10 protein-coding genes and 1 pseudogene are annotated in these 13,894 nt (G+C 64.9%); 7 read left to right on the forward strand and 4 right to left on the reverse strand.

The window, feature by feature from the left end; all coding sequences use genetic code 11:
• Window positions 1-8: 8 nt before the first annotated feature.
• Complete coding sequence (locus QMG52_RS04535; RefSeq protein WP_283559250.1) at window positions 9-323, reverse strand: hypothetical protein; 315 nt, start codon at window positions 321-323, stop codon at window positions 9-11.
• 425 nt (window positions 324-748) lie between these two features.
• Here QMG52_RS04535 and QMG52_RS22120 point away from each other — a divergent pair.
• Window positions 749-1,147, forward strand: a pseudogene (locus tag QMG52_RS22120) (SDR family NAD(P)-dependent oxidoreductase); the annotation flags it as partial.
• A 139-nt stretch (window positions 1,148-1,286) separates the two neighbouring features.
• On the forward strand, window positions 1,287-1,541 hold the full coding sequence (locus tag QMG52_RS22125) for a hypothetical protein (protein ID WP_502920450.1): 255 nt from the start codon (window positions 1,287-1,289) through the stop codon (window positions 1,539-1,541).
• 147 nt (window positions 1,542-1,688) lie between these two features.
• Here the strand turns inward: QMG52_RS22125 and QMG52_RS04545 are convergent, their stop codons facing one another.
• Window positions 1,689-3,737, reverse strand: coding sequence for an acyltransferase family protein (locus QMG52_RS04545; protein WP_283559377.1), 2,049 nt, complete (start codon window positions 3,735-3,737; stop codon window positions 1,689-1,691).
• A gap of 459 nt (window positions 3,738-4,196) precedes the next feature.
• On the opposite strand from QMG52_RS04545, the gene QMG52_RS04550 reads away from it, so the two are divergent.
• On the forward strand, window positions 4,197-5,705 hold the full coding sequence (locus QMG52_RS04550; protein WP_283559251.1) for a glutamate-cysteine ligase family protein: 1,509 nt from the start codon (window positions 4,197-4,199) through the stop codon (window positions 5,703-5,705).
• A 162-nt stretch (window positions 5,706-5,867) separates the two neighbouring features.
• Here QMG52_RS04550 and QMG52_RS04555 read toward each other — a convergent pair whose 3' ends face one another.
• Window positions 5,868-6,881, reverse strand: coding sequence for an endonuclease/exonuclease/phosphatase family protein (locus QMG52_RS04555; protein WP_283559252.1), 1,014 nt, complete (start codon window positions 6,879-6,881; stop codon window positions 5,868-5,870).
• A gap of 391 nt (window positions 6,882-7,272) precedes the next feature.
• On the opposite strand from QMG52_RS04555, the gene QMG52_RS04560 reads away from it, so the two are divergent.
• Genes QMG52_RS04560 through ndk form a run of 4 tightly spaced genes read left to right on the forward strand, consistent with a single transcriptional unit; the run spans window position 7,273 to window position 12,979 of the window.
• A complete protein-coding gene (locus tag QMG52_RS04560) occupies window positions 7,273-10,692 on the forward strand; it encodes an isoleucine--tRNA ligase (protein ID WP_283559253.1) in 3,420 nt (1,139 codons plus the stop codon).
• Between the two features lie 14 nt (window positions 10,693-10,706).
• Window positions 10,707-12,068 (forward strand): bifunctional folylpolyglutamate synthase/dihydrofolate synthase, encoded by a 1,362-nt coding sequence (locus QMG52_RS04565; RefSeq protein WP_283559378.1) that lies wholly within the window; start codon window positions 10,707-10,709, stop codon window positions 12,066-12,068.
• Window positions 12,069-12,512, forward strand: a complete 444-nt coding sequence (locus QMG52_RS04570; protein ID WP_283559254.1) for a DUF4233 domain-containing protein — start codon at window positions 12,069-12,071, stop codon at window positions 12,510-12,512.
• A 50-nt stretch (window positions 12,513-12,562) separates the two neighbouring features.
• Window positions 12,563-12,979 (forward strand): nucleoside-diphosphate kinase, encoded by a 417-nt coding sequence (gene ndk / locus QMG52_RS04575; protein WP_283559255.1) that lies wholly within the window; start codon window positions 12,563-12,565, stop codon window positions 12,977-12,979.
• Between the two features lie 68 nt (window positions 12,980-13,047).
• Here ndk and QMG52_RS04580 read toward each other — a convergent pair whose 3' ends face one another.
• On the reverse strand, window positions 13,048-13,779 hold the full coding sequence (locus QMG52_RS04580; RefSeq protein ID WP_283559256.1) for a vitamin K epoxide reductase family protein: 732 nt from the start codon (window positions 13,777-13,779) through the stop codon (window positions 13,048-13,050).
• Window positions 13,780-13,894 lie beyond the last annotated feature (115 nt).

Consider the following 13,894-nt stretch of genomic DNA (forward strand, 5'->3'; position numbering starts at 1 on the left):
GGGCAGACTCAGGCTCCGGCCCAGGCCCCCCAAACGAAGCCCCCTGCTGCTCGTGTCCTTCGGTAACCGTCATGGCAATTCCTCATCTCCAACAGGAACCTTAATACACAGTTAAGTAGACACCCCCTCTCGCCTGCCCCGGTCAGCACCGCCACTCCCTGGTCGAAATCGAGTTGATCAACCGCCACACGGCCCAGCAACGCCGCCAACGATGAGGGATCGGCGCCCACGATCGCCGCCATGGACCACGCACCGGGCAACGCCCCCGCACCGGCGGGGTGATCGTCCCCGCCGAAATGCTCCTGCGCCTGCGGTGTCTCCATACCTAAAGTCAACCAGAGGGGTCCGACAAAATGACCGTCAAAAACGACCCCAAACCCCACCCGTGGAAAAGAAAAAACAGAATCCTTTTTGCATGGATTTCAACGAAACGGAAAGCGCGGCCTTGAGCGCGGTGCCTGTCCGCATTCGGATCCCGGTTCATCGAGATCTGAATGCAGGATTGGATTCATGGCGCCGGTGATGGCGTGTCCCTATCGATCAATCGGTCCTGCAAATGACCCCTCGCGCTGAGCGCCGTCGCCTTGCCCACCACAGCAAAAGCCGTGTGGCGGGGCCCTCGCGCTGAGCGCCGTCGCCCTGCCCACCACAGCAAAAGCCGTGTGGCGGGGCCCTCGCGCTGAGCGCCGTCGCCCTGCCCACCACACCAAAAGCCGTGTGGCGGGTTGCGCAGGCTAGGCTTGGGGGCATGACTGAACCGTCCGAAACAAGCCGGACTGTTCCTCCCACAGCTGCTGCACCGGTGCCGCACCGGCTCGCCGTTGTGACCGGGGCGGGTTCCGGCATCGGCGCCGCGACCGTCCGGAAGCTGCGCGCCACCAGTGGGACGTCATGGGCGTCGCCCGCCGCACGGAGAAGCTCCAGGCCCTGGCCTGGCGAAACTGGTGCTGTGCCGTTCACCGCAGAAGTGACGGACGACGACGACGTGGAGCGGCTGCGGGTGTTTGTCACCGGCCGCGGTGGTCTGGACACGCTGGTTATCATCGCCGGAGGTGCCCGCGGAGCGGACAAGGTGGCCGCCGCCCAACAGGACGACTGGGACTGGATGTACCGGGTCAACGTGCTCGGGACCATGAAGACGATCCGGGCGTTCCTGCGCGCGCACGGCGAAGGCACCGTGCTGAATCTCACTCCACCGCAAGCCTTGAGGCCTATGAGGGGGCGCCGGATACAACGCGGCCACATTCCCCCAGCACGCGCTGACCCAGTCGCTGCGGCTGGAGGAAGTGGAGAACAACCTGCGGGTCATCGAGGTGCTGCCGGGCCTGGTGCGCACCGAGGAATTCGCGCTGAACCGGTTCGCCGGAGACAAGGACACAGCCCGGAAGACCTACGCCGGTGTGGCGAAGCCGCTGACGGCCGACGATGTCGCCGAGGTGGTGGGCTACTCGGTGAATCTTCCACACCACATCAACCTGGACCAGATCGTGATCCGCCCGGTGGCCCAGGCCGCCGCGCAGAGGGTCATCCGGCGGTCCTGATCCGCCTGAAGGCCCGTGTATCCCGGAATCGCCGGCGGTGGCAACGGGGGCATCGTCACCGCCGAACCACTCCAAAAACCGGGTAGACACTCCCCGCATGAACCAAAACCAGGCGCATCTCACCGACCGTGGTCACCTATTTTCAGGTCAGTAGTCATCGACGATCGCATAGTCGGCCGGGACCGTCCCGCCGCTGCGCACGGCGAGGTCATGCAATGCCTTCTTGACGGTGTCTGCGTACAGGTGTGCCCCGAAAATTCCGGGATGGATCTGGTCCGGCTGAAGCAGATCCGGTCGCTGGGAAATCGCCTTGTTCCAGTCGGCAATGATGGCGTTCGGACGGTCTTTCACGGCGTCCGCGAGAACCTTATTCGCGTCCGGTACCCACGGGCTGGCCCCGTAAAGATTGACGAGGACGACCATGCGGTCCCGGCCGAGTGAGTCCAATACCTTGGAGACCATTGAGGGATCCGAAACACCGGCGTTCGTGCCGAAGTCAAGAACAACCGCCCGGCGCATGCTACCGTCGGCGATCCGGGCGCCGACCGTAGCGACGCCGTCGGGCCATTGCCGATTAGACACGGCGTCGAAGGACATGCCGGGGAACCGGTCGCGTAGTCCGTCCGCACTTGTCACCACCAGGGAATCCCCGATGGCGATGACCTCCTCACCCGTTGGGTACGCCATCGGGGCGCCGGACGCCAATGGCGGCACCGAGGGTTTGTCCGCCATCGGTGTCGCGGCCGGCTTCGGGGTGGACGTGTTATCCGCCAGCGCGGCATCTCCGGACGGAGACGCTGTTTCCGACGGCGAAGCATGTTCCGTAGTCGGAGCAGCTTCCGAGGCCGAGGCTGCGGGATGGTTGGCGGCCGCCTTCGAATCGGAGACGATCATCTGGTTGCGTTCCAGTGAAGCCTGCACCTGCGATTTTGCCGGGGCAGTGAGAATTCCCGCGATGGCGAGCAGCACCAGCGTGGCACCGAGACCGGCGGCCAGTTTGGCGCCGTCGAACTTCCGGCCTCCGCGCGTCACCGCCGCAACTGCTGCCTCCCAAGCAGCCCGAAAGCCGAGCTTGCGAACGGGCTGCTCAACATACCTGAAGGACAGTGCGGAGATAACGAAGGTGAGGGCAAGCGCGATGATCCGCGCAAACCACCAACCCGCTGTGCCAATGGCCTGTGGCATCAGCGCATCAGAAATGAGCAGGGCCGGCCAGTGCCACAGGTAGATGCCGTAGGAGCGCTGGCCCACCCACGTCATCGCCCGATGGCTCATCATGGACTGCAGCGGACCCGTTCCCTCCAGCAGGGTCAGGATCAGCATCGCTGTGCACAGGCAGGCCAGGAAGATTCCGCCTCGGTAGGTGAACCGGGAAGCCGCGTCCAGGACGAACATGCAGGCGATCAGCAGGGCGAGGGCGCCCAGGCCCACAAAGACGCGGCGCTGCCGCCAGTTTGGACGGCTCAGATTCATCCCGGTTCCGCCGGACCACGCGAAGGCCAAGGCAATGCCGATCATCAAGCCGAAGGCGTGCGTATCGGTGCCGTAGTAGACGCGGGTGGCGTCGGTGCCAGGGAGATAGAGGCCAGCCATCAATGCGGCGGATGCAATTGCGCATCCAGCAGCAATGCCGGTGCGTGTTCGGCGTCTGGTGACGCCGCGCATGAGCAGTAGGAATCCGAAGGGCCACAGGATGTAGAACTGTTCCTCCACCGCCAGGGACCAGAAATTGGCGAACAGTTGGGGTGACGTATGGGCGAAGTAGCTGGACCCCGCGGCGATTTCGAGCCAGTTGTTCGAGAACGTCACCGCTCCGAGCGTCTGGCGGCCGATGCCGACGAGCAGGTCCCGGCCAATGAGGAATCCGAGCGCGGTGCTCGCCATGACGACCACCATCAGGGCCGGAAGCAGACGGCGCGCCCGGCGCAGCCAGAACTGCCTCATCGAGATCCGGCCGGTCGTCGAGAACTCACGCAGCAAAAGGCTCGTGATCAGGAAGCCGGAAACGACGAAGAACACATCGACGCCAAGGAACCCGCCCGGCAGCAAACCCGCGTGCAAGTGATAGACCAAGACCGCGAGCACGGCGATGGCGCGCAACCCGTCCAGACCATTGATACGCCCGGTTTCAGACCGAATCTTGTCCCCGATCTGCCCCTGCCTCCGTACCGACTGCTTGAGAACGCCTTTTTCCATGTTCACTCTCCCCCGGATCCTTACTGCCCTGCTGTCGAGCCGGATCACTGTGTCGGCTCTCTCATCAAGGCTAAACGGCCTCGGTGACGAAACCGGGTAGAAGCCCCGGGGACGCGTTGAATTGACCTATTGTTACGTGTGGCAGGGGCGGACCACAGGCAGGAACGCCAGAGGGGGCCTGCATAAGCTGTCAACCGGCGTTGAAGCACGACGGCGGCGAACTCGGGAGACGATGCCGTTGCCGCGGGACCGGCGGTTTGGGGTTGTGCTTGTTACTCGGTACCCCAGTTGCTCCGACGAACGAGAAGCGTCAGGCTGGGCACTCCGGCAACGGGGGAGATCTCCCGCTACCGGTGGGGCGTTTGAAGGGCCAGATCTCCACCTGAGGGTCCCGGAGGAGCGCTGCGAAATATGCCGTTTCCTCTATGCAGCGGGGGTCTGCTGTGGTTAGCCTCAGTCATGGGTGCAGAGGTAAAGTCCGGGACGTTCAGCCGTGAACAGCGCACGCGCTATCGTGAGCGGCTGTTGGAGAATTTGGATACGTTTGACAAGTTTCTGGTCACGGCGCATTTTGCCGATGACCGGTCGATCGGCCTGGAGTTGGAGCTCAACCTCGTGGATGAGCATTTCGCCCCCACGCTGCGCAATGCGGCCGTCCTGGGTGAGATTGCCAATCCGGCGTTTCAGACGGAAATCGGCGCGTACAACATTGAGCTGAACCATCCGGCGCTGCGGATCGCCGGCGGCGGCCTGCGCACGCTGGAGGACGGGCTGCGCCGCGAGCTCAACGAGGCCGAGAAGCGGGCCGCGCGTGCAGGTGCCGGGATTGTGATGGTCGGGATCCTGCCGACCCTGACCCGGGAGCTTTTGGACGACGAGAACTGGATGAGTCCGGAGAAACGCTACGCAGCGCTTAACAACTCCGTGCTGCAGGCCCGCGGTGAGGACGTGCTGTTGGACATCAGGGGCATTGAAGCCCTGCGGTTCTACGCCCAAAGTGTGGCACCGGAGGCTGCCTGCACCAGCGTCCAGCTGCATCTTCAGGTCTCTCCCCGAGAATTCCCGGCCGCGTGGAACGCCTCTCAGGTCATCGCCGGCCCGCAGGTTGCACTGGCGGCAAATTCCCCCATTTTCATGGAGAAGCTGCTCTGGCAGGAAAGCCGGGTCGAGGTGTTCAAGCAGGCCATCGACACCCGGCCGCCGGAGATGCGCAATCAGGGCGTGCGTCCGAGAGTATGGTTTGGCGAACGCTGGATCACCTCCGTTTTTGACCTCTTTGAGGAAAACGTGCGCTACTTCCCGGCGTTGCTGCCGGAACTGGCGGAGGAGAGCGGGCAGGCCGGGCCCACGGCGAGCGGAGCGCCGTCGCTGCACGAACTGCGGTTGCACAATGGCACTGTCTACCGGTGGAACCGTCCGATCTTCGAGCCGAGGGGAGAGTCTCCGCACCTGCGCGTGGAAAACCGACTGCTGCCGGCCGGTCCCACGGTGTTGGATACCGTGGCCAACGCAGCCTTCTACTATGGACTTGTCGAAATGCTGCGCGGTTCCGAACGGCCGGTCTGGTCCCGCATGGCGTTCCGGACGGCCCACGACAATTTCAGGGCGTGTGCCCGGGAAGGCCTCGAAGCCACGGTTTACTGGCCCGGCGTGGGGGACGTACCGGTGGACGAGCTGCTGATGCGCCGGCTGCTGCCCATGGCGGGCGAGGGACTCCGGCGCCTGGGAGTGGATGCGGCGTGCGTCGAGAGGTACCTGGGCGTGCTGCGCGAGCGGACCGTCAGCGGACAAAACGGCGCGCGCTGGATGCTGGATGCGGTCCGTCGGTTGGAGGCCGCCGGGCTGAGCCGGCGCGAGGCGCTGGCGGCGATGACCGCGACGTACTCCGCGCGGATGCACAGCAATCAGCCCGTGCATGAGTGGGAACCGGTCCAGCGCGCAGCTACAGACGCCGGTACCCGGGGCTGACGCACCGGAAAAGACCAGCGCCCCCTGCTGAACCCCACGTGAAGCGGGGGCGCTGCTCTTCTTGCAGGTGCGGCAGTACTTTCAACCGGTGCGGCAGTACTTTCAACCGGGCGGCAGGGTTAGCCGCCAGGACGATTCATCCGTCGTTCGCCGCCAGGAGATTCACCCGTCGGCCAGGCTCAGCCGGGCCAGAACGGCCGCGTGATCGCTGCCCCCGATGGGCTCGGTGGTGTACCAAGCGGGAGGGAGGTCCGGGCTGCTCAGCACATGGTCAATGGTGGCGAAGGGCGGGACAACCGCTCCGAACGGCCACGTCGGCACCAGCGCCTGCCCCGTTCCGGATCCTGCATCCGTGAATCCAGCGGCCAGCAAATCCCGGAAGCCGGCATGGTCAATCGTTGAATTGAAATCCCCGAGCATCACCTGGGGCGTGCCCGGGCGCGCCGCGTCCCTGACGAGCCGGTAGGTGCGGGCCCATTCGTCCGTCTGATGCGGCCGAGGTGAGGTGATATGGACTGCCGAAAAGAGCACCGGAATCGTGGAGCCCCCATTCTCCACCAGCACCGTTGCCTGGCGCAGACTGTTGTCTTCCGGAACGGGTGCGTCCTCGTGGCGCAGTGGAAAGCGGGAGTACAGGCCGCTGCCGCCGGGAACGGGACGGACGTCGCTCTGCGGCAGCTCGAGGGAGAGTCCCGCGTTCCGCAGATCGCGTGCCAGATAGCGGTTCAGGTCCACGACCACCAGAACGTCCACTTTGTACCGGCGGACCGAGGCCACAATATCCTCCGGCGACGCCTTCGCGTCGCGGGCGTTGATGGACATCACGGTCAGGAACGGCCCTGCCGTGCTGACGGGATGCGCGACGAACCGGGGAACCAGCCAACACAGCTGCAGCACCAAGGTGGCGGCAAAAATGCCGGCAAGAACGCGGTGAAACGCTGCCCGGCTCCGCCTGAAAGTCATCCATGCGCCCGCCGCGGCCACGGTGAGCGGCAGCGGTGAATACGGCGTGAACGTGACGAGTTGGACCCACGGGGTGCCGAGATCATCCGGGACCAGCCGCACAAGCGTCAGCAACACCGCCGGCAGCCCGAGCAGAATGGCCACCGCCGTCCACGACGCTGCGCGCCGGCGCCTGGCCGCCTTTGGTAACGCTGCCGTCGTCTGGCGCTTCATTGCGTCAGCATAACGGCACGCGCGAAGGCGAGGGAAGGCGCACCCTTTCCGCACCAACGCGCCGCCCGGACAACGGGCCGGTAGGAAGTTTTCCCGCCCGGCGCCTAGACTGTGTAGACCAGCATCGATCCGGCCATCACCGGGGAGCTTCCGGAAGAACTTTTCGGCGCGGACCACGGCGCGGGAATCGGTAGAACCGGACGGGTAAGCCCGTCACAGCAGCAATGAGCGGCCGACGCCGGCAGGTACCTTGGTACCGCGGGCTGCGGTAAGTGAGGTGGTACCGCGGTATCTGTCCTGGTGGCGGCGAGCAATTCGCAGCGAAGCCCGGATGGGCGCCGTCCTCGCATCCTGAATGCAGTATCGTTCACTTTTCCCACAGGATGATGAGATGACCCACTACCCGAAGGCCAGTTCCGCCGCCGCCGCTCCGGCCGGGGCTGCCACCGCGCACGTTCCCGCCGCCGCCCGCTTCCCCGAGATCGAGGAGCGGATCCTCAAATACTGGGCCGAGGACGGCACCTTTCAGGCCAGCATCGATCGCCGCGACTCCGCCCTCGCCGGTCAGGCAGCTGGCAGCAACGAGTTCGTCTTCTACGACGGCCCTCCCTTCGCGAACGGTCTGCCGCACTACGGTCACCTGCTGACGGGGTACGTGAAAGACCTGGTGGGCCGCTACCAGACGCAGCGCGGCAAGCGGGTGGAACGCCGATTCGGCTGGGACACGCACGGCCTGCCGGCGGAGCTGGAGGCGATGAAGCAGCTTGGCATGACGGACAAGAAGCAGATCGAAACGATGGGCGTCGACAAGTTTAACGATGCCTGCCGCTCCTCGGTGATGAAATACGCCGGCGAATGGCAGGAGTACGTCACCCGCCAGGCGCGCTGGGTGGACTTCGACAATGACTATAAGACGCTCAACGTCGAGTACATGGAATCCGTGCTCTGGGCGTTCAAGCAGTTGCACGAAAAAGGCCTGACCTACAGCGGATACCGGGTGCTGCCCTACTGCTGGAAGGACGAAACCCCGCTGTCCAACCATGAGCTGCGTATGGACGATGACGTCTACAAGATGCGCCAGGACCAGAGCGTGACGGTTACCTTCCCGCTCACGGCAGGGGAGTCGGAAATCTCCCGGCGCTTGGCTGGTGTCCTGGCGCTCGCCTGGACCACCACCCCCTGGACGCTGCCCACCAACCTTGCCCTCGCCGTCGGCCCCGACATCAGTTATGTGGTCGTGCCGGCGGGCCCGCACGGAACGCTGGCCGAGCTGTGGGCCACGCCGGCAGGGTCCACCGGGCAGCCTGGCGGGGACAGCGGACCGGCGGGGAGCGGGACCGGGACGGTGAACCGTGGTGTTGACAGGTCCGGTCAGCGTTTCCTGATCGCCTCGGATCTGCTGGGCTCCTATGCCAAAGACCTTGGCTATGGTGAGGGGGCCGACGCCGCAGCCGCTGCGGCTGAAGCGGTCGCCGAAACGTTCCGGGGCGCGGAGCTGGCGGGTCTTTCCTACCAGCCGCTCTGGGACTATTTCGCGGACACGGACAAATACGGCACGGAGAATGCGTGGCGCATTCTGCTGGCCGATTACGTCACCACCACGGACGGCACCGGCATTGTGCACCAGGCGCCCGCCTACGGAGAGGACGATCAGAAGGTCTGCGAACAGGCCGGCATTCCCGTGCTGTTGTCCGTGGACGACGGCGCCAGGTTCCTGCCGCTGTTTGCCGCCGGCGATCTGGACGGGATCGTGGGGCTGCAGGTGTTCGAGGCGAACAAGCCGATCACCCGCGTGCTGCGCGCCGACGGACGGCTGCTGCGGCAGGCCAGCTATGAGCACAGCTACCCGCACTGCTGGCGCTGCCGCAACCCGCTGATCTATCGCGCCGTGTCCTCCTGGTACGTCCAAGTCACCGCGTTCCGGGACCGGATGGTGGAGCTGAACCAGGACATCAACTGGATCCCGGGCAACGTCAAGGATGGCCAGTTCGGCAAGTGGCTCGCGAACGCCCGCGACTGGTCCATCAGCCGCAACCGGTACTGGGGCAGCCCCATTCCGGTCTGGCAGTCCGACGACCCGCAGTACCCGCGCACGGAGGTGTACGGATCGCTGGCAGAGCTCAATGCCGCCTTCGGGCGCCTGCCGCTGAACAAGGAGGGCCGGATTGACCTGCACCGCCCGTTCATCGACGAGCTGACGCGCCCCAACCCGGACGATCCTCGGACGCCGGAGGAGGGCCAGTCCACGATGCGGCGCGTGGAGGATGTGCTGGACGTCTGGTTTGATTCGGGCTCGATGCCTTATGGGCAGGTGCATTACCCGTTCGAGAACGCGGACTGGTTCGACACCCACAACCCGGCGGACTTCATCGTGGAGTATATCGGGCAGACCCGCGGCTGGTTCTACATGCTGCATGTGCTCTCCACGTCACTCTTTGACCGGCCGGCGTTCCGGAACGTCATCAGCCACGGCATTGTGCTCGGCTCCGACGGGCAGAAGATGTCCAAGAGCCTGCACAACTACCCGGATGTTTCCGAGGTGCTGGACCGCGACGGCTCGGACGCCATGCGCTGGTTCCTGATGTCCAGCCCGATCCTGCGTGGCGGAAACCTGATCGTGACCGAACAGGGCATCCGCGACGGGGTCCGGCAGGTCATTCTGCCGCTGTGGAACGTGTACAGCTTCTTCACGCTGTACACCAACGCGGCCGGCAACGGGGCCGGCTACGAGGCGGCGCTGCGCTACGACGGTTACACCGACACGATGGACCAATACCTGCTGGCCAACACCGGGGATCTGGTGCGCACCGTCACGGCCATGCTGGACGACTATGACATTTCCGGGGCCTGCGATGCCCTGCGCGGCTACCTTGACATGCTGACTAACTGGTATGTCCGGCGCAGCCGCCAGCGGTTCTTCGACGAAAACCATGACGCGTTCGACGCGCTGTACACGACGCTCGAAACCGTCTGCCGCGTGGGCGCGTCCCTGCTGCCGCTGGTCACCGAGGAAATCTGGCGCGGTCTCACCGGGGGCCGTTCGGTCCATCTGACGGACTGGCCGGACGCCGCGCTCTTCGGCGCGAATGCCGCACTCGTGGAGCAGATGGATCGGGTCCAGCAGATCTGTTCGACCGGCTCCAGCCTGCGTAAGGCCGCGAAACTGCGGGTCCGCCTGCCGCTGCAGGAACTGACAGTCGTCGCCCCCGCGGCCGGGAAACTTGCCGGGCACGCCGCGGTCATCGCCGATGAACTCAATATCCGTTCCGTGCGGCTGCTGGACCGTGCCGGCGCCGCGCCGGAGCAGTTCGGCATTGAGGAGAAGCTGGTGGTCAACGCCCGCGCGGCAGGTCCGCGGCTGGGCAAGGACGTTCAGCGCGCCATCAAGGGCGCCAAATCCGGCGATTGGTCCGTCAGCGCGGACCGCGTCGTCACTGCAGGAGGGCTGAAGTTGGAACAGCAGGAGTACACGCTGGAGACGGTGGTCGCCGAGTCAGCGGACGGGACCTCCGCCGCGGTGGCGATGCTGCCCGGCGGTGGCTTCGTGGTCCTCAATACCGAGCTGACTCCGGAGCTTGAGGCCGAGGGTACGGCCCGGGACCTGGTCCGTGCCATCCAGCAGGCCCGCAAGGATGCCGACCTTAGGGTCAGCGACCGGATCGTCACCACGGTGTCAGGTCCGCAGGACGTCATCGATGCGCTGCATGCCAACGCGGGCCTGGTCCGGAGGGAAACGCTGTCCCTGGCGCTGGAACTGGTGCCCGGAGATATCGACACGACAGTCACGGTTGAACGGACGGCGGCACAATGAGCGCAGCTGACAACATGCACGACGAGTTCTCGGTGGAGAGCGTCTACGCCGAACTGCTGGGGCGGGCGCCGGAAAATAAAATGGAGCCCCGACTGGCACCGCTGTTCCGGGCCATGGATGTGCTGGGAGAGCCGAACAAGGCTTTCCCTGTCATCCATATCACCGGCACAAACGGAAAAACCTCAACTGCCCGGATGATCGAATCGGGCCTGCGCGCGCACGGCCTGCGTACCGGCCGGTACACAAGTCCGCACCTGTCCAAGGTGACGGAAAGGATCAGTATTGACGGCGAGCCCGTCCCGGATGGGACGTTTGTGCGGATCTGGGATGAGATCCGGCCGTATCTGGCCATCGTGGATGCCGAGCTGGAGGCGGATTCGCAGCCGCGGCTGACGTACTTCGAATGCTTGACCATCCTGGCCTTCGCGGTCTTTGCCGACGAACCGGTGCAGGTGGCCGTGCTCGAGGTGGGGCTAGGTGGGATCACCGACGCAACCAACGTCGCGGATGGTCTGGTGGCCGTGGTGACGCCGATCTCGCTGGACCATACCGAGCTGCTGGGGGACACCACGCGCGATATTGCGCTGGAAAAATCCGGCATCATCAAGGAAGGCGCCTTCCTGGTCAGCGCGGCCCAGCCCGTTGACGCCGCCCAGGTGCTGCTGGAAGCGGCGCGCGACAAGAACGCCGAGTTCCGCTTCGAGGGGGTCGAGTTCGGGGTCGAGTCCCGCGCTGTAGCCGTGGGCGGCCAAATGCTGACGGTGCAGGGTCTGGCCGGACGCTATCGAGATCTCGTGCTCCCGCTCCACGGGGCGCACCAGGCGGAAAACGCCGCCGTCGCCGTCGCGGCACTTGAGGCGTTCTTCGGCGGCGGAACCAAGGAACTGGATATCGACGTCGTCCGCGAAGCCTTGGAAACGGTGACCTCGCCCGGTCGGCTGGAAGTGGTGCGCACGGCTCCGACGGTGCTGGTGGACGCCGCCCACAATCCTGCCGGCATTGCCGCCAGCGCCGAGGCGTTGCAAGAAGCCTTCGCGTTCAGCAAGCTGGTCGTCGTGCTGGGCGTACTGCAGGAAAAGGACGCGGAGGGAATCCTGCGCCAGCTGCGCGAATCCTATGGCGACGACGCGGCGGAAATCTGCCTGACGCAGTCGAAATCGCCGCGGGCTATGCCGGCGGGGGAGCTCGCTGAACTGGCCTCGGATCTGGGCTGGAACGCGGAAAACATCCACGTCGCCGAAGGGCTCGACGACGCGATCGAGTGGGCCGTGGAACGCGCCGAAAGCCACAATGACCTGGCCGGCGGGGTGCTGATCACCGGCTCCATCACGGTGGTTGCCGAGGCCCGTATCCTGCTGGGCAAGGAAGGGACCTAAATGGCTCGTCTGACCAAGGCACAGCGCGAGTGGCGCCCCGGTATGCCGAAGAAGCGGCGCTCCACGAAGGTGATGTTCGCTTCCGTGGTGCTGGCGCTGGAGGCCTTTGTTGCCTTCTTCGCCACGCTTGCCGTTTTCGGGCTCCGAGCCAAGGACGTGTCCCAGCCGCTGATCCTGGTGGCCGGCATTGTTCTGAGCATCGTGCTGATCTCGGCGTGCGCCTTCGTTTCCCGGAAGTGGGGGCCGGCGCTGGGCTGGATTCTGCAGCTGGTGCTCATTGCGGCCGGTTTCCTGGAGCCGATGATGTTTGTCATCGGTGTGCTGTTCGCGCTGGCCTGGTGGTACGCGCTGCGGACCGGAATCCGGATCGACCGGGAAAACGCCCGGAGGGACCGCGAGCAGGCCGAATGGGATCAATCCCACCCCACTAAGCCCGTAAACTGACTACTGAATTCCTCCTGTACAAACGCTGCAACTACGATATTGGAGTCACTGTGAGCATTGAGCGCACCCTGCTACTGGTCAAGCCCGACGGCGTCGCGCGGAACCTGTCCGGCGAAATCCTGGCCCGGGTGGAAGCGAAGGGCTATACATTGGTCGAGCTGAAGAAGACCGCTGCCACCCGGGAACAGCTGGAACAGCACTACGAGGAGCACGTCGGTAAGCAGTTCTATGAGCCGCTGGTGAAGTTCATGCTGAGCGGACCCGTGGTGGCCGCTATCTTCGAGGGCCACCGCGTCATCGAAGGCTTCCGCTCACTGGCCGGCACCACCGATCCGACCACGGCGGCGCCCGGTACCATCCGCGGTGACTTCGGCCGCGACTGGGGGCTGAAGGTGCAGCAGAATCTGGTGCACGGCTCAGACTCGGTCGAGTCGGCGGAACGCGAAATCGCCATCTGGTTCGCCTGAACCATCCGGGGCCCTGTCCGCCAGGACCCGGGTCTACCCTCCCGACTTACCTTCGCGGGAAGAGATGGTTAGCCGGCCCCGCCGCCAACGAAGAGATTCACGAAGCGGAAAAAGATGCTCGCGGCGACGCCGAGATAGAGCAGACCAATAATTACCCAGGCCCAGTCGGCAAGGAACCTCCTCACACCGGCAGACGCCGGAATGACGCCGTGTTGAACGTTGCGGACCGTGGTCCAGACGAAAAGCGGAATCATCATGGCCCAGACCACCATGCAATATGGGCACAGAATGCCAATAGCGTACAGTGCCTGCGACCAAAGCCAAGCGATCATAATCATCCCGAGGGTGACACCGGTCTGCAGCCCGATCCAGTACGATCGGTTCATCCGGGCCCCTGCGAACAGCACCATGGCGGTCGTGATGATGACAGCAAAGGCGAAGACGCCTATCAGCGGATTCGGGAAACCGAACAGCTCGGCCTGATGCGTTGCCATCACCTTCCCGCAGGAAATCCATGGGTTCACGTCGCAGCTGGTGACGGCATTGGGGTTCTTGTAGAGTTCCAGCCGGTCCAGCACCAGCGCTCCAGAGGCCAACCACGCGACGACGCCCGTGATCAGCAGCAGCCAAGCGAACGGCTTTCGCCGGGTCAGCAGCGGAAGGCGTGTTTCGACGTCAACGGAATGGCTGGGAGCGGCAATCGGGGGCGCAGTTCGGGACGCCGTAGCGGTGCGCGGGCCGTTCCGCGACCCGGTGCCTGTGGTCAACGTGGTGCCTGCGGCATTTTTGGGCCGGGCCATTTTCACCTGTTTCGTTGGTATGCGGATCTGTCCCGATTGTAACCCGATCACCTTCCTGCTGCCCGGGCATGAAACCGACCGGCGCGCCGACGGACGATGGTGAAGGCACCAAAGC

Source organism: Paenarthrobacter sp. PH39-S1 (assembly GCF_030063245.1).
Classification (GTDB): Bacteria; Actinomycetota; Actinomycetes; order Actinomycetales; family Micrococcaceae; genus Arthrobacter_M.